This window comes from Streptomyces sp. NPDC031426 (assembly GCF_055581585.1).
The window spans coordinates 217,158-232,782 of sequence record NZ_JBVIJE010000003.1; the positions used below are offsets into that span (position 1 = coordinate 217,158).

Annotated in this window: 14 protein-coding genes; 11 read left to right on the plus strand and 3 right to left on the minus strand. The window is 71.3% G+C overall.

Annotated elements, in window-relative coordinates:
* Positions 1 to 352: 352 nt before the first annotated feature.
* The 3 genes from idi to galE form a co-directional block, all read right to left on the minus strand.
* Positions 353 to 946: an isopentenyl-diphosphate Delta-isomerase gene (gene idi, locus ACZ5NH_RS06430; protein ID WP_468773236.1), complete on the minus strand. Its 594-nt coding sequence runs from the start codon at positions 944 to 946 to the stop codon at positions 353 to 355.
* 178 nt (positions 947 to 1,124) lie between these two features.
* Positions 1,125 to 2,066 (minus strand): cation diffusion facilitator family transporter, encoded by a 942-nt coding sequence (locus ACZ5NH_RS06435; RefSeq protein WP_451551714.1) that lies wholly within the window; start codon positions 2,064 to 2,066, stop codon positions 1,125 to 1,127.
* Between the two features lie 135 nt (positions 2,067 to 2,201).
* Positions 2,202 to 3,206: a UDP-glucose 4-epimerase GalE gene (gene galE / locus ACZ5NH_RS06440; protein WP_468773237.1), complete on the minus strand. Its 1,005-nt coding sequence runs from the start codon at positions 3,204 to 3,206 to the stop codon at positions 2,202 to 2,204.
* 271 nt (positions 3,207 to 3,477) lie between these two features.
* Here galE and ACZ5NH_RS06445 point away from each other — a divergent pair, with 271 nt between their 5' ends.
* From ACZ5NH_RS06445 to ACZ5NH_RS06495, 11 genes are all read left to right on the plus strand, one after another.
* Complete coding sequence (locus tag ACZ5NH_RS06445; RefSeq protein WP_468773238.1) at positions 3,478 to 5,277, plus strand: DUF5941 domain-containing protein; 1,800 nt, start codon at positions 3,478 to 3,480, stop codon at positions 5,275 to 5,277.
* Entirely contained in the window at positions 5,274 to 6,026 is a 753-nt protein-coding gene (locus tag ACZ5NH_RS06450) for a phosphocholine cytidylyltransferase family protein (protein ID WP_468773239.1), read from the plus strand. The genes ACZ5NH_RS06445 and ACZ5NH_RS06450 overlap by 4 nt, the downstream gene beginning before the upstream one ends.
* On the plus strand, positions 6,014 to 7,075 hold the full coding sequence (locus ACZ5NH_RS06455) for an iron-containing alcohol dehydrogenase family protein (RefSeq protein WP_468773240.1): 1,062 nt from the start codon (positions 6,014 to 6,016) through the stop codon (positions 7,073 to 7,075). The genes ACZ5NH_RS06450 and ACZ5NH_RS06455 overlap by 13 nt, the downstream gene beginning before the upstream one ends.
* Positions 7,053 to 7,832 (plus strand): CDP-alcohol phosphatidyltransferase family protein, encoded by a 780-nt coding sequence (locus tag ACZ5NH_RS06460; protein WP_388626928.1) that lies wholly within the window; start codon positions 7,053 to 7,055, stop codon positions 7,830 to 7,832. Before ACZ5NH_RS06455 ends, ACZ5NH_RS06460 begins: the two co-directional genes overlap by 23 nt.
* A gap of 8 nt (positions 7,833 to 7,840) precedes the next feature.
* Complete coding sequence (locus ACZ5NH_RS06465; RefSeq protein ID WP_388627206.1) at positions 7,841 to 8,713, plus strand: glycosyltransferase family 2 protein; 873 nt, start codon at positions 7,841 to 7,843, stop codon at positions 8,711 to 8,713.
* A 60-nt stretch (positions 8,714 to 8,773) separates the two neighbouring features.
* Positions 8,774 to 9,703 (plus strand): ABC transporter permease, encoded by a 930-nt coding sequence (locus tag ACZ5NH_RS06470; protein WP_468773241.1) that lies wholly within the window; start codon positions 8,774 to 8,776, stop codon positions 9,701 to 9,703.
* A gap of 79 nt (positions 9,704 to 9,782) precedes the next feature.
* On the plus strand, positions 9,783 to 10,523 hold the full coding sequence (locus tag ACZ5NH_RS06475; RefSeq protein WP_468773510.1) for an ABC transporter ATP-binding protein: 741 nt from the start codon (positions 9,783 to 9,785) through the stop codon (positions 10,521 to 10,523).
* A 360-nt stretch (positions 10,524 to 10,883) separates the two neighbouring features.
* Complete coding sequence (hpnC, locus tag ACZ5NH_RS06480) at positions 10,884 to 11,780, plus strand: squalene synthase HpnC (RefSeq protein ID WP_468773242.1); 897 nt, start codon at positions 10,884 to 10,886, stop codon at positions 11,778 to 11,780.
* Positions 11,777 to 12,739 carry a presqualene diphosphate synthase HpnD gene (gene hpnD / locus ACZ5NH_RS06485; protein WP_468773243.1) on the plus strand — a complete coding sequence of 321 codons (963 nt, stop codon included), beginning with the start codon at positions 11,777 to 11,779 and terminating at the stop codon, positions 12,737 to 12,739. Before hpnC ends, hpnD begins: the two co-directional genes overlap by 4 nt.
* Before the next feature lie 205 nt (positions 12,740 to 12,944).
* Complete coding sequence (gene hpnE, locus ACZ5NH_RS06490; RefSeq protein ID WP_468773244.1) at positions 12,945 to 14,378, plus strand: hydroxysqualene dehydroxylase HpnE; 1,434 nt, start codon at positions 12,945 to 12,947, stop codon at positions 14,376 to 14,378.
* Positions 14,378 to 15,514 (plus strand): polyprenyl synthetase family protein, encoded by a 1,137-nt coding sequence (locus tag ACZ5NH_RS06495; protein WP_468773245.1) that lies wholly within the window; start codon positions 14,378 to 14,380, stop codon positions 15,512 to 15,514. The genes hpnE and ACZ5NH_RS06495 overlap by 1 nt, the downstream gene beginning before the upstream one ends.
* Positions 15,515 to 15,625 lie beyond the last annotated feature (111 nt).

Here is a 15,625-nt window from a genome sequence, read left to right on the forward strand (position 1 = left end):
GGCGCTGCAGGCCGGTGAGGCCGTGAGACCGCAGGTCGGTGTGTGTGACGACGTCGCGGGCAGCGGGGCTGCGTGGCCCCGAGGCCGGTGAGGCTGTGTGGCTTCGCCGGTCGGCGGGGCTGTCGTGGCGCTGCAGGCCGGTGAGGCCGTGAGACCGCAGGTCGGTGTGTGTGACGACGTCGCGGGCAGCGGGGCTGCGTGGCCCCGAGGCCGGTGAGGCTGTCGTGCCCCCGAGGCCGGCGGGCTACTGAGTCGCAGGCCGGTAAGGCTGCGTGGCTGGCGGGTCGGCGCGGGTGGTGCATCGCAGGCCCGCCGGCGCTGTCGCCGTGCCGCAGGCGTTGTCGTGGGTGGGTCACCAGCCCGTGGACGGGCCCGTCAGCTCTCTGATCGCCGGGCGAGCTGCGTCCAGGACCGTCATGAACCAGGCCGAGAAGGGATCGCGGGCGTGGCGCTCGGCCAGCTCGGCGGCCGTCACGAAGACGGTCTGGGCGACCTCCTCGGCGTCCGGTGCGGGCGGTGCCTGCACCAGGCCGACGAACAGGTGGTTGTACTCCTGCTCGACCAGGCCCGAGGCGGGGTCGGGGTGGTTGTAGCGGACCGTGCCCGCCTCCGCCAGCAGCGAGGGCGACACGCCGAGCTCCTCGTATGTGCGCCGGGCCGCCGCGGCGAACGGCGCCTCACCCGGGTACGGATGGCCGCAGCAGGTGTTGGACCACACACCGGGGGAGTGGTACTTGCCGAGCGCCCGCTGCTGGAGCAGCAGCCGGCCCTGTTCGTCGAAGAGGAACACCGAGAACGCGCGGTGCAACTGTCCCGGCGGCTGGTGCGCGGCGAGCTTCTCCGCCGTGCCGATCGTCACACCCTTCTCGTCGACCAGTTCCAGCAAAATCGCCTCTGCGGTGCCATTCGACGAGCTGTGCGTCGCGCTGGCAGGTGTGATCGGCATACCCATCCTTCGCCTCGGTCTTCGCACCCCAAGTCTGCCGTACGAATCCGGCACTCCCGGCACTTCCCGGCACGTCGGCGCGCGGCGCGGCACCGGAAGGCGGACCCGGTAGATCATCGTGCCCGGTCCGGAGATCACAGAACCGTCCGGGGCGGGTGCAGAACGCCCGTGCGTCCCGTCAGTGGCACAGCCGCGCCTCGTGCTCGGCGTGCCCGCTCGGCTCCAGCTGGAAGGTGCAGTGCGCCACGTCGAAGTGGTCGCCGAGGCAGCCCTGCAGCTCGTGCAGCAGCTTCTCGTGGCCGACGGCGCTCAGCACGTCCGAGCTGACCACCACATGCGCCGACAGCACCGGCATCCCGGAGGTGATCGTCCATGCGTGCAGGTCGTGTACGTCCTCCACGCCGTCCAGCGCCAGGATGTGCGCCCGCACCTCGGCCATGTCGACGTTCTTCGGTGCCGCCTCCAGCAGCACGTCCAGCGTCTCGCGCAGCAGTTTCAGCGTCCTGGGCACGATCATCACGCCGATGACCAGCGAGGCGACCGGGTCGGCGCCCTGCCACCCGGTGGTCAGGATCACCGCCGCCGACACCAGCACCGCGAACGAGCCCAGCGCGTCCGCGGCGACCTCCAGGAAGGCGCCGCGCACGTTCAGGCTCTCCTTCTGCCCGCGCATCAGCAGGGTCAGCGAGACCGAGTTCGCCAGCAGGCCGATCAGACCGAACACGATCATCAGGCCGCCACGGGTCTCCGCGGGCGTCACGAACCGCTGGATCGCCTCGTACAGGACGTATCCGCCGACCCCGAGCAGCAGCACGCAGTTGGCCAGGGCGGCGAGGATCTCGGCGCGGGCGTAGCCGAAGGTGCGGTTGGTGCTCGGCGGGCGGTTGGCGAAGTGGATCGCGAGCAGGGCCATGCCGAGACCCACCGCGTCGGTCGCCATGTGCGCCGCGTCCGCGATCAGCGCGAGCGAGTCCGCGACCAGACCGCCGACGATCTCCACCACCATGATCGTGAGCGTGATGCCCAGCGCGATCCGCAGCCGGCCCCGGTACGCGGCCGCTGCCGTCGCCGTGGGCGGCGCATGGCTGTGCGCGTGCCCGTGGTCGTGCCCTGCCCCCATGACATCCGCCCTTCCGTATCCGTCCGGCTCGGCCCAGTGAACTACGGGTGGGGGGTATGGGGCAACGCGGCACTGAACACCGTTGTCATGTGCCCTGACCTGCGGAAACGTTCCGCAGGTCAGGACGGGTGCGGCTCAGCCCCGGCGCACCCTCGGTGCATCCCCGGCCCGGCCGCCGTGATGCAGCCGCCAGCCCTGCCAGGCCGAGGCGACCATCTTCTGGACCCCGCGCCGGGCCCGCCAGCCAAGCTGCTCGGCGGCCCGCTCGGCCGACGCGACCGCGCGCGGCGCGTCCCCCGGCCTGCGCGCCTCCACCACCGGCTCCCGGCGGTCCCCGGAGACCTCCCCGATGACCGTGATCAGCTCGCGCACCGAGACGCCCTCGCCCCGCCCGATGTTGAGCGTCAGATCACCGGACAGGCCCCCGTCGGCGAGCCGGCGCGCCGCGGCGAGGTGGGCCTCGGCGAGATCGGACACGTGGATGTAGTCCCGGACGCAGGTGCCGTCCGGCGTCGGGTAGTCGGCACCGAAGATCCGCGGGGCCTCGTCGCGGGTGAGCCGGTCGAAGACCATCGGCACGATGTTGAACACGCCGGTGTCCGCGAGCTCCGGCGCCGCCGCGCCCGCCACGTTGAAATAGCGCAGGCACACCGTGGAGATTCCGTGCGCCTTTCCGGCCGCCCGCACCAGCCACTCACCGGCCAGCTTGGTCTCGCCGTAGGGGTTCACCGGCGCACACGGGGTGTCCTCGGTGATCAGGTCCACGTCCGGGTTGCCGTACACCGCCGCCGACGAGGAGAACACCAGGCGGTCGATCCCCGCCCCGGCGACCGCGTCCAGTAGCGTGGCCAGACCGCCGACGTTCTCCCGGTAGTACCGGATGGGCTGCGCCACCGACTCGGCGACCTGCTTGCGCGCCGCGAGGTGGACGACGCCCGTGACGTCGTACTCGGCGAAGACCCGCTTCAGCCGGGCCCCGTCCAGTGTCGAGCCCTCGACCAGCGGGACGTCCGCGGGCAGCCGGGCGGGCACCGCCGCCGACAGATCGTCCAGGGCCACGACGCTCTCCCCGGCGCCGGCCATGGCCCGTGCCACATGTGCCCCGATGTATCCGGCTCCGCCGGTGATCAGCCACGTCATGGTCGTTCACCCTATGCCGAGGTGCCGACGCGCCGGGTGTCCCGGTTGCCCGGGTCTGTGCCCATGGGTTTGTGGGGCGGGCCCCGGATCCCCGATGATGATCGCGGCAAAGGCCGGGGCAGGCCCCGTGGGCCGGGCCGTGAACGGCCGGTGAACAGGGGCTCCCGCCCATCGGATAGCCTCTGCCGACATGCCGCCCGGGTGCCGCTGACAGGGCGCCCCACCACGCAAGAGACCGGCGCTCGCGCCGGCACCCAGGGAGTGAGTTCGGTTGTCGACCGCCATCGTCACGGGTCAGCCGGTCCCGGGATCGTCCCTCGAGAACGATCTGCGGTCGCTCGGCTTCGACGTCCGGGTGGCAGCGGACGCCGCCGAGGCGGAGACCCTGCTCGCCGCAGCGCCCGCCGGCGACCGCGTGGCCCTGGTCGACGCCCGCTTCGTCGGTCACCGGCATACCCTGCGCCTCGGCCTGACCGACCCGCGCTTCGCGCTCTCCGCCATCCCCGGCGCCGTCACCGCCCAGCCCGCCGCCCGGCAGGAGCTGACCCGGGCCGTGGCCCGCGAGACCTCCGTCGGCGGAGGCACCGCGCTCGCCGTGGACCACCTCACCGACCGCGTCGTCACCGCCCTCGACGCCGACGGCCGCGAGGTGCACCGGCCGGAGCTCGGCAGCCTGGTCGCCGCCGTCCCCGCCGATCCGCAGGCCCGCAACGAGGCACGGCAGGCCGTAGCCGCCGTCGACGACGAGGCCGTACGCCTGAAGTCGGCGGTGAAGTCCCGAGACGGCTTCTTCACCACCTTCTTCATCAGCCCTTACTCGCGCTACATCGCCCGCTGGTGCGCCCGCCACGGTCTGACCCCGAACCAGGTCACCACCGCCTCGCTGCTCACCGCGCTCATCGCGGCGGGCTGCGCGGCCACGGGCACGCGCGTCGGCTTCATAGCGGCCGGCGTACTGCTGATCGCCTCCTTCGTGCTGGACTGCACCGACGGCCAGCTCGCCCGCTACGCCCTGAAGTACTCCACGCTCGGCGCCTGGCTCGACGCCACCTTCGACCGGGCCAAGGAGTACGCCTACTACGCCGGCCTCGCGCTGGGGGCGGCCCGGGGCGGCGACGACGTGTGGGCCCTCGCCCTCGGCGCGATGGTCCTGCAGACCTGCCGGCACGTGGTCGACTTCTCCTTCAACGAGGCCAACCACGACGCCGCCGCCAACACCAGCCCCACGGCCGCGCTCTCCGACAAGCTCGACAGCGTCGGCTGGACGGTGTGGATGCGGCGGATGATAGTGCTGCCGATCGGCGAGCGCTGGGCGATGATCGCGGTCCTCACCGCGGCCACCACCCCGCGGATCACCTTCTACGCGCTGCTCGTCGGCTGCGCCGTCGCCGCGACCTACACCACGGCAGGGCGCTTGCTGCGCTCCCTGACCCGCAAGGCCCGGCGCACCGACCGGGCCGCCCGGGCGCTGGCGGACCTCGCCGACTCCGGACCACTGGCGGACGCCCTCGGGCGGGTCGCACCGCGGGGCCTGCCCGGTCTCGCCGTGCCCGCCGCGGCGTTGCTGGGCGGTGCCGCGGTGGTCGTCTGCTCCGCCCTCTCCGGGTACGGCTCGGTGCTGCCGGTGATCGGCGCCCTGGCCTACGTCCTCACCTCGGCCCTCGCCGTGGCCCGCCCCCTCAAGGGCGCCCTCGACTGGCTGGTCCCGCCCTTCTTCCGGGCCGCCGAGTACGGCACCGTGCTCGCCCTCGCCGGTAAAGCGGGGGTGAACGGTGCTCTCCCTGCGGCTTTCGGCCTGGCGGCGGCCGTCGCCTACCATCACTACGACACGGTGTACCGCATCCGCGGCAACGCCGGAGCGCCCCCAGCCTGGCTGGTGCGCGTCATCGGGGGGCACGAGGGGCGGACGCTGCTCGTCACCGTCCTGGCCGCGGTGCTCACCGCCTCGCAGTTCACGGTCGCGCTCACGGTCCTCGCCGTGGCCGTCGCCCTCGTGGTGCTCGCCGAGAGCATCCGTTTCTGGGTCTCCGCAGGGGCCCCAGCCGTACACGACGAAGGAGAACCCGCATGATCGGCCTCGTGCTGGCGGCCGGCGCCGGCCGGCGTCTGCGCCCCTATACCGACACCCTGCCCAAGGCGTTGGTGCCGGTGGGGCCCGCGGGCATAGAGGGCGAACCCACGGTCCTCGACCTGACCCTCGCCAACTTCGCCGAGGTCGGTCTGACCGAGGTCGCGATCATCGTCGGCTACCGCAAGGAGGCCGTGTACGAGCGCAAGGCGGCCCTGGAGCAGAAGTACGGCCTCAAGCTCACCCTCATCGACAACGACAAGGCCGAGGAGTGGAACAACGCCTACTCCCTGTGGTGCGGCCGTGACGCCCTCAAGGACGGCGTGATCCTCGCCAACGGCGACACCGTGCACCCGGTCTCCGTCGAGAAGACACTGCTCGCGGCTCGCGGCGAGGGCAAGCGGATCATCCTCGCGCTGGACACCGTGAAGTCCCTCGCGGACGAGGAGATGAAGGTCGTCGTCGGCCCCGAGAAGGGCATGACGAAGATCACCAAGCTGATGGACCCGGCCGAGGCCACCGGCGAGTACATCGGCGTCACCCTGATCGAGGGCGACGCCGCCCCCGAGCTGGCCGACGCGCTGAAGACGGTCTGGGAGACGGACCCCCAGCAGTTCTACGAGCACGGGTACCAGGAGCTGGTCAATCGCGGCTTCCGGATCGACGTGGCACCGATCGGCGACGTCGAGTGGGTCGAGATCGACAACCACGACGACCTCGCCAAGGGACGGGAGATCGCGTGCCGCTACTGACCCGGCTGATTCCCTCGCCGGTCGTCGTGGACATCCGCCCGGGTGCCCTGGACGACCTGGCCGGTGTCCTCGCCGACGAGCGCATCGCGCAGTCCGGCCGGCTCGCCGTCGCCGTCAGCGGTGGCTCCGGCACCAAGCTGCGCGAGCGCATCGCCCCCTCGTTGCCCGGCGCCAGCTGGTACGAGGTCGACGGCGGCACCCTCGACGACGCGATCCGGCTGGCCGGCGAGATGAAGTCCGGCCACTACGACGCCGTGGTCGGCCTCGGCGGCGGCAAGATCATCGACTGCGCCAAGTTCGCCGCGGCCCGTGTCGGCCTGCCCTTGGTCGCCGTGCCGACGAACCTCGCGCACGACGGCCTGTGCTCACCGGTCGCCACGCTCGACAACGACGCGGGGCGCGGCTCCTACGGAGTGCCGAACCCCATCGCGGTGGTCATCGACCTGGACGTGATCCGCGAGGCCCCGGCCCGCTTCGTCCGGGCCGGCATCGGTGACGCGATCTCCAACATCAACGCGGTCGCGGACTGGGAGCTGTCGAACCGGGTCAACGGCGAGAAGATCGACGGTCTCGCCGCGGCCATGGCCCGGCAGGCCGGCGAGGCGGTCCTCAGGCACCCCGGCGGTATCGGCGAGAACGAGTTCCTGCAGGTGCTCGCCGAGGCGCTGGTGCTCAGCGGTATCTCGATGTCGATCTCCGGTGACTCCCGCCCGTCCTCCGGCTCCTGCCACGAGATCAACCACGCCTTCGACCTGCTGTTCCCCAAGCGCGCGGCCGCCCACGGCGAACAGTGCGGGCTGGGCGCGGCCTTCGCGATGTACCTGCGCGGCGCCCATGAGGAGTCGGCGTACATGGTCGACGTGCTGCGCCGGCACGGGCTTCCGGTGCTGCCGGAGGAGATCGGCTTCAGCGTGGACGAGTTCGTCCGCGTCGTGGAATTCGCCCCGGAGACCCGTCCCGGCCGTTACACGATCCTCGAACACCTCGACCTCAAGACGAACCAGATCAAGGACACCTACGCCGACTATGTCAAGGCCATCGGTAGCTGAACTCCGTCCGGTCGTCCACCCCGCGGGGGTGAAGGACCGCCGCAGCGGTGAGCACTGGATGGGACGCCTCTACATGCGAGAGGTCTCCCTGCGCGTCGACCGCTACCTGGTGAACACCAGGGTCACGCCCAACCAGCTCACGTACCTGATGACCGTCTTCGGCGTGCTCGCGGCCCCGGCACTTCTGCTGCCGGGGATCCCGGGCGCCGTGCTCGGCGTGGTGTGCGTCCAGATGTATCTGCTGCTGGACTGCGTCGACGGCGAGATCGCCCGCTGGAAGAAGCAGTACTCGCTGAACGGCGTCTACCTGGACCGGGTCGGCGCCTATCTGACCGACGCCGCGGTGCTCACCGGCTTCGGCCTGCGCGCCGCCGACCTGTGGGGCGGCGGCCGTATCGACTGGCTGTGGGCCTTCCTCGGCACCCTGGCCGCGCTCGGTGCCATTCTCATCAAGGCCGAGACCGACCTCGTCGGCGTCGCCCGCCACCAGGCGGGCAAGCCCCCGGTCAAGGAGGCCGCGTCCGAGATGCGGTCCTCCGGCATGGCACTGGCCCGCCGTGCCGCCGCCGCGTTCAAGTTCCACCGGCTGATCCTCGGCATCGAGGCGTCCCTGCTGATCCTGGTCCTGGCGATCGTCGACCAGGTGCGCGGCGACCTGTTCTTCTCCCGGCTGGGTGTGGCGGTCCTGGCCGGCATCGCCCTGCTGCAGACCCTGCTGCACCTGGTGTCCATCCTCGCCTCCAGCAGGCTGAAGTGAGCACGGCCATGCGGGTCGGGGCCGTCATCATCACCATGGGCAACCGGCCCGATGAGCTGCGGGCCCTGCTCGACTCGGTCGCCAAGCAGGACGGCGGGCCCGTCGAGGTGGTCGTCGTCGGCAACGGCTCGCCGGTCCCGGACGTGCCCGAAGGCGTACGCACGATCGAGCTGCCCGAGAACCTGGGTATCCCCGGCGGCCGCAATGTCGGCATAGCGGCCTTCGGCCCCGGCGGCCGAGATGTCGACATATTGCTGTTCCTCGACGACGACGGCTTGCTCGCCCGCCACGACACCGCCGAGCTGTGCCGCGAGGCCTTCGCCGCGGACCCGGAGCTCGGCATCATCAGCTTCCGCATCGCCGACCCCGAGACCGGCGAGACCCAGCGTCGCCATGTGCCCCGGCTGCGCGCCTCCGACCCGATGCGCTCCTCCCGGGTCACCACCTTCCTGGGCGGCGCCAACGCCGTCCGTACCCGGGTGTTCGCCGAGGTCGGCGGGCTGCCGGACGAGTTCTTCTACGCCCATGAGGAGACCGACCTGGCCTGGCGGGCGCTCGACGCCGGCTGGATGATCGACTACCGGTCGGACATGGTGCTGTACCACCCGACGACCGCGCCCTCGCGGCACGCGGTCTACCACCGCATGGTCGCCCGCAACCGCGTGTGGCTGGCCCGCCGCAACCTCCCCGCCCTGCTGATCCCCGTCTACCTCGGGGTCTGGATGCTGCTCACGCTGGTCCGCCGCCCCTCGCGTCCGGCCCTGCGGGCCTGGTTCGGCGGGTTCAGGGAGGGCTGGACCACTGCGTGCGGTCCTCGCCGCCCGATGAGCTGGCGCACGGTGTGGCGGCTGACCCGGCTGGGCCGGCCTCCGGTGATCTGAGAAGCTTCTCTTACCAGAAGAGAGCAAGCTTCTTACTCAAGAGAGTCCGGATTTCCACTCGTGAGTCACACAACCCATGACGGCGGTGTCGCGGTGAGCGCGGTACCGCCGCCCGACGGCGGGCTGACGGCGGCGCAGCTCGCCGCCAAGTACGGGCTCGCCGTGAGCGGCGCTCGGCCCTCGCTGCCCGAGTACGTCCGCCAGCTGTGGGGGCGGCGCCACTTCATCCTCGCCTTCTCCCAGGCGAAGCTGACGGCGCAGTACAGCCAGGCCAAGCTCGGCCAGCTGTGGCAGGTGGCGACGCCTCTGCTGAACGCGGGCGTGTACTACTTCATCTTCGGCGTGATCCTGCACGCGAGCCGCGGCCTGTCCCAGGACGTGTACATCCCGTTCCTGGTCACGGGCGTGTTCGTGTTCACCTTCACGCAGAGCTCGGTCATGTCGGGTGTCCGGGCGATCTCCGGCAACCTGGGCCTGGTGCGCGCCCTGCACTTCCCGCGCGCCTCGTTGCCCATCTCCTTCTCGCTGCAGCAGCTCCAGCAGCTGCTGTTCTCGATGATCGTGATGGTCGTCGTGGCGATCGGCTTCGGCAGCTACCCGAGCCCCGCCTGGCTGCTGATCGTGCCGGTCCTGCTGCTGCAGTTCCTCTTCAACACCGGGCTCGCGCTGATCGTGGCCCGCATGGGCGCCAAGACGCCGGACCTCGCCCAGCTGATGCCGTTCATCCTGCGCACCTGGATGTACACGTCCGGCGTGATGTTCTCCATCAACAAGATGATGGAGGGCCGCTCCGAGATCGCGGTCCGGCTGCTCCAGGTCAACCCGGCCGCGGTCTACATGGACCTGATGCGCTACGCACTGATCGATGGCTACGGCGCCTCGAACCTGCCCCCGCACGTGTGGGCCATCGCGCTGTTCTGGGCCGTGGTCGTGTTCGCCGGCGGTTTCGTGTACTTCTGGAAGGCGGAGGAGAGGTACGGCCGTGGCTGAGCAGAACGCCGGGCGGAGCACCGAGCGGAACGCCGACCAGCACACCGGCGAGCACACCGGGGAGCGTCGTCCCACTGTCATCGCGGACGACCTGCACATCGTCTACCGCGTCAACGGCGTTAGGACCGGCAAGGGCAGCGCGACGGCCGCCCTGAGCCGCATCGTCAAGCGCGGTGAGGGGCGCGGGGTGCGCAAGGTGCACGCCGTGCGCGGCGTGTCCTTCGTGGCCTACCGCGGCGAGGCCATCGGCCTGATCGGCTCCAACGGCTCCGGCAAGTCCACCCTGCTGCGTGCCATCGCCGGCCTGCTGCCCGCCGAGAAGGGCAAGGTCTACACCGACGGCCAGCCCTCGCTGCTCGGCGTCAACGCGGCCCTGATGAACGACCTGACCGGTGAGCGCAACGTCATCCTCGGCGGTCTCGCCATGGGGATGTCCCGGGAGCAGATCAAGGAGCGCTACCAGGAGATCGTCGACTTCTCGGGGATCAACGAGAAGGGCGACTTCATCACACTTCCGATGCGCACATACTCCTCCGGTATGGCAGCCCGGCTGCGGTTCTCCATCGCCGCCGCCAAGGACCACGACGTCCTCATGATCGACGAGGCGCTCGCCACCGGTGACCGCAAGTTCCAGAAGCGCTCCGAGGAACGCATCCGGGAACTGCGCAAGGAGGCCGGCACGGTGTTTCTGGTCAGTCACAACAACAAGTCCATCCGTGACACCTGCGACCGCGTCCTGTGGCTGGAGCGCGGCGAGCTGCGCATGGACGGACCGACCGAAGAGGTCTTGAAGGAGTACGAGAAGTTCACGGGCAAGTAGCCCGTTTCGGCCAGGGCCCCGCCGGAAACCGTCCGGTGGGGCCCGGCCTGTGCAAAGGAACCGTCAACTCCGTTTTCCGGCAGGAATCTTGGAGCCAATCGGTGTGTTGTTGTGATGTGCAGGACACCCCGACGGACCTTGCTGCGTTGTACAACGTAAGCTGTACCGGTGCCGGAAAGCGGCAAGTGGGGCGATAATGCGCGACACCCTGCGCCAGGGCGACCCCGCCGATTGCCGGGCGGCGTGTCCGAAATAGTGTCTATTGGGTCGGCAGTGTAGAACGGGAGATGTGACGGCAATGGCTACGGAAACTCCCCAGCTCAACGCAGCATGTGCCGTCCCCGCGCCGGGCAGCGCCCGATGACGGCCACCGAAACGGCGCCGGATCCGGAACGCGCCACCCTGGACAAAGCCACGAGCGAGAACTTTCCCGTGGCCCCCTTCTTCCTGCCCAGGGCCTGGCGCGACGACCTCATGGCCGTCTACGGCTTCGCCCGCCTCGTCGACGACATCGGCGACGGCGACCTCGCCCCCGGCGGCGCCGACGCCCGGCTGCTCGGCGTGTCGCCCGCCGAGGCCGAGGACCGGCTGGTCCTCCTCGACGCCTTCGAGGCCGACCTGCGCCGCGTCTTCGGCGGCACCCCGCACCACCCGCTGCTGCGCCGCCTCCAGCCCACCGTCCGCCGCCGCTCCCTCACCCCCGAGCCGTTCCTCGGTCTGATCGCCGCCAACCGCCAGGACCAGCTCGTCACCCGCTACGAGACCTACGACGACCTGCTCGCCTACTGCGAACTGTCCGCCAACCCCGTCGGCCGCCTCGTCCTCGCCGTCACCGGCACCTCGACCCCCGAGCGGATCCGGCTGTCCGACGCGATCTGCACCGCGTTGCAGATCGTGGAACACCTCCAGGACGTCGGGGAGGACCTCGGCCGCGACCGGATCTACCTCCCGGCCGAGGACATGAAGCGCTTTCATGTCCAGGAAACGGATCTCTCCGCGAAAACCGCGAGCGCATCGATGCGCGCCCTGGTTGCATACGAGGCAGAACGCGCCCGCGTTCTGCTGAATGAAGGCGCCCCCCTGGTGGGTAGCGTCCACGGCAGGTTGAAGCTGCTGCTCGCAGGGTTCGTGGCGGGGGGAAGGGCGGCGATCAGGGCGATCGCCGCCGCCGAATACGACGTACTTCCCGGCCCGCCCCGACCCGGCAAGGTCCAGTTGCTGCGTGAGGCGGGCGTGATCCTGCGAGGAGAGGGGTGATCCGGACCGTGGATTCTCCGTCGCACGTGTCCGCACCGGTACTCGCCGCCTACAGCTACTGCGAGACCGTCACCGGCCAGCAGGCACGCAACTTCGCCTACGGCATCCGCCTGCTGCCCACGCCCAAGCGCCGCGCCATGTCGGCGCTGTACGCGTTCTCCCGGCGCGTGGACGACATCGGCGACGGCGACCTGGCCGACGAGGTGAAGCTGAAGCGGCTGGAGGACACCAGGGCGCTGCTCGCCCGGGTCCGCCAGGACGAGGTCGAGGAGGACGACACCGACCCGGTCGTGGTCGCTCTCGCCCATGCCGCACGCGCTTTCCCGATCCCGCTCGGCGGCCTCGACGAGCTGATCGACGGCGTCCAGATGGACGTACGCGGTGAGACCTACGAGACCTGGGACGACCTGAAGGTCTACTGCCGCTGTGTCGCCGGTGCCATCGGCCGGCTCTCGCTCGGCGTGTTCGGCACCGAACCGGGCGCGCGCGGCGCCGAGCGCGCACCCGAGTACGCGGACACGCTCGGCCTCGCCCTGCAGCTGACCAACATCCTCAGGGACGTGCGCGAGGACGCGGCCGGCGGCCGTACCTATCTGCCCGCCGACGACCTCGCCAAGTTCGGCTGTTCGGCCGGGTTCGACGGGCCGACGCCGCCGGAGGGTTCCGACTTCGCGGGCCTCGTGCACTTCGAAGTACGGCGGGCCCGCGCCCTCTTCGCCGAGGGCTACCGGCTGCTGCCCATGCTCGACCGGCGCAGCGGCGCCTGCGTCGCCGCCATGGCCGGCATCTACCGCCGGCTGCTGGACCGCATCGAGCGCGACCCGGAGGCCGTGCTGCGCGGCCGGGTCTCGCTGCCCGGACACGAGAAGGCCTATGTCGCCGTACGCGGTCTGTCCGGTCTGGACACCCGGCATGTGAGCCGCCATGTCTCCCCGCGTTCCGTCAGGAGGCGTGCCTGATGGACCTCACCGAACCAGGAGCCATGCGGCAGGCAACCCTCGCCGGCGCCGCGGCGTCCCTGACTGCAGCGCCCCAAAGGGGCGCGGGGCCGTATCCGACATGCGGCTACCGCAGCGTGGGCGCGACCAGCCACGACGGGCCCGCAGACGGCCGACGGCCCATCACGGCCCAGCCCGCTCAGCGCACCGCACGGAAGGACGCACCATGAGCGACGGCTCCCGTCCCGCACCGGCGCACGGCATCGCGGAACCGGAAAGCGCCGCAGGCCGCCGCGCCGTCGTGGTCGGCGGCGGGCTCGCCGGGATCACCGCGGCGCTCGCGCTCGCCGACGCGGGCGTCCGCGTCACCCTGCTCGAAGGCAGGCCCAGGCTGGGCGGCCTCGCCTTCTCCTTCCAGCGCGGCGACCTGACCGTCGACAACGGCCAGCACGTGTACCTGCGCTGCTGCACCGCCTACCGCTGGTTCCTCGACCGGATCGAGGGCGCGGCGCTGGCACCGCTGCAGGACCGCCTGGACGTGCCCGTCGTCGACGTCGCCAAGCCCGAGGGCAGGCGGCTCGGCCGGCTGCGGCGCGACCCGCTGCCCGTCCCCCTCCACCTGGGGCGCAGCCTGGCCGCCTATCCGCACCTCTCGCTCGCCGAGCGCGCCGCGGTCGGGCGGGCCGCGCTCGCGCTGAAGGGGCTCGACCTCGCCGATCCGACCCTGGACACCCAGGACTTCGGCAGCTGGCTGGCCGCGCACGGCCAGTCGGCGCGCGCCGTCGAGGCCCTGTGGGACCTGGTCGGGGTCGCCACCCTCAACGCGGTCGCGGGCGACGCCTCGCTGGGGCTCGCCGCGATGGTGTTCAAGACCGGTCTGCTGTCCGACCCGGGCGCGGCCGACATCGGCTGGGCCCGCGTCCCGCTGGGCGAACTGCACGACCGGCTGGCCCGCAAGGCGCTCGACTCCGCGGGCGTCCGTACCGAGGTCCGTACACGCGTCACCTCCGTCTCTACCAACGAAAACGGCACGTGGAGCGTTCAGGTTCCCGGCGAGAACCTGGAAACCGACGCGCTAGTCCTCGCCGTACCCCAGCGCGAGGCCCACGACCTGCTGCCGCCGGGTGCCCTCGACGCGCCCGGGCAACTGCTGGAAATCGGCACCGCGCCGATCCTCAACGTCCATGTCGTCTACGACCGCAAAGTGCTCGCGCGCCCCTTCTTCGCGGCCCTCGGCACGCCCGTGCAGTGGGTCTTCGACCGCACCGACGCCTCCGGGCTGACCGAGGGTCAGTACCTGGCGCTGTCCCAGTCGGCCGCGCACGGAGAGATCGATCTGCCGGTCGCCGAACTCCGCGAGCGCTATCTGCCGGAGCTGGAGCGGCTGATTCCGGGTACCCGGGGCGCCGTGGTGAAGGACTTCTTCGTGACCCGGGAGCGCACCGCCACGTTCGCCCCCACCCCCGGCGTCGGGCGGCTGCGGCCCGGCGCCCGCACCAAGGCCCCCGGCCTGTACCTGGCCGGAGCGTGGACCGCCACCGGGTGGCCCGCGACCATGGAGAGTGCGGTCCGCAGTGGAGTGAGCGCGGCCGACGCGGCGCTCAGCGCCCTGGGCCGGCCCCGCCCCCGCCATCTCTTCGAGTTCGAGGAGGCGGCCTGATGCTCGATCAAGAGCCCGCGGCAGGCCCCCGCACCCCCGGTACCGCAACAAGAGGAGAGACTGTGCCCACTGTGCCCCCGGCCTCGACGCCCGTCCCACGGGCCGCGGTGGACGTGACCGCGCTGCTGGAGCGCGGCCGGAACCTGGCCACTCCGGTCCTGCGTGCGGCCGTCGACCGGCTGGCGTCTCCCATGGACACCGTCGCCGCCTACCACTTCGGCTGGATCGACGCCCAGGGCAATCCGGCCGACGGCGACGGCGGCAAGGCCGTGCGTCCCGCGCTCGCCGTGCTCTCCGCCGAGGTCACCGGCGCCGCGCCCGAGGCGGGCATCCCCGGCGCCGTCGCCGTCGAACTCGTCCACAACTTCTCGCTGCTGCACGACGACCTGATGGACGGCGACGAGCAGCGCCGGCACCGCGACACCGTCTGGAAGGTGCACGGCCCCGCCCAGGCGATCCTGGTCGGCGACGCCCTGTTCGCCCTCGCCAACGAGATCCTGCTGGAGCTCGGCACCGTCGAGGCCGGCCGCGCCACCCGCCGGCTCACCACCGCCACCCGCGCCCTCATCGACGGTCAGGCGCAGGACATCTCCTATGAGCACCGCGACCGGGTCAGCGTCGAGGAGTGCCTGGAGATGGAAGGCAACAAGACCGGCGCGCTGCTCGCCGCCTCCAGCTCCATCGGCGCGGTCCTCGGCGGCGCGGACGACGCCACCGCCGACGCCCTGGAGCGGTACGGCTACCACCTCGGCCTCGCCTTCCAGGCGATCGACGACCTGCTCGGCATCTGGGGCGACCCGGAGGCCACCGGCAAGCAGACCTGGAGCGACCTGCGCCAGCGCAAGAAGTCCCTGCCGGTCGTCGCCGCCCTCGCGGCCGGCGGCTCCGCCTCCGAGCAGCTCGGCGAGATCCTCGCCGCGGACGCCAAGAGCAGCGACTTCGAGAACTTCTCCGAGGAGGAGTTCGCGGCCCGCGCGGCTCTCATCGAGCAGGCCGGCGGCCGCGACTGGACGGCCGAGGAAGCACGCCGACAGCACACCATCGCCATCGAAGCCCTCGACGCCGTCGACATGCCCGGCCGGGTACGCGAGTCCTTCACGGCGCTCGCCGACTTCGTCGTCGTACGAAAGAGATGATCACTATCGGCCCAACAGGCCTCGCGTAGTCGCCGGCCGGTGTCCGAGGATCGACATCAGGACACCGGCCGACGGCGGACCCACAGCAGCACGACTCGCACGACTGCACGA

Coding starts and splice junctions, on each gene's coding strand:
- idi (WP_468773236.1), bottom strand. CDS start 946: ATGCCGATCACACCTGCCAGCGCGACGCACAGCTCGTCGAATGGCACC.
- ACZ5NH_RS06435 (WP_451551714.1), bottom strand. CDS start 2,066: ATGGGGGCAGGGCACGACCACGGGCACGCGCACAGCCATGCGCCGCCC.
- galE (WP_468773237.1), bottom strand. CDS start 3,206: ATGACGTGGCTGATCACCGGCGGAGCCGGATACATCGGGGCACATGTG.
- ACZ5NH_RS06450 (WP_468773239.1), top strand. CDS start 5,274: ATGATCGGCCTCGTGCTGGCGGCCGGCGCCGGCCGGCGTCTGCGCCCC.
- ACZ5NH_RS06460 (WP_388626928.1), top strand. CDS start 7,053: ATGTCAAGGCCATCGGTAGCTGAACTCCGTCCGGTCGTCCACCCCGCG.
- ACZ5NH_RS06465 (WP_388627206.1), top strand. CDS start 7,841: ATGCGGGTCGGGGCCGTCATCATCACCATGGGCAACCGGCCCGATGAG.
- hpnC (WP_468773242.1), top strand. CDS start 10,884: ATGACGGCCACCGAAACGGCGCCGGATCCGGAACGCGCCACCCTGGAC.
- hpnE (WP_468773244.1), top strand. CDS start 12,945: ATGAGCGACGGCTCCCGTCCCGCACCGGCGCACGGCATCGCGGAACCG.
- ACZ5NH_RS06495 (WP_468773245.1), top strand. CDS start 14,378: ATGCTCGATCAAGAGCCCGCGGCAGGCCCCCGCACCCCCGGTACCGCA.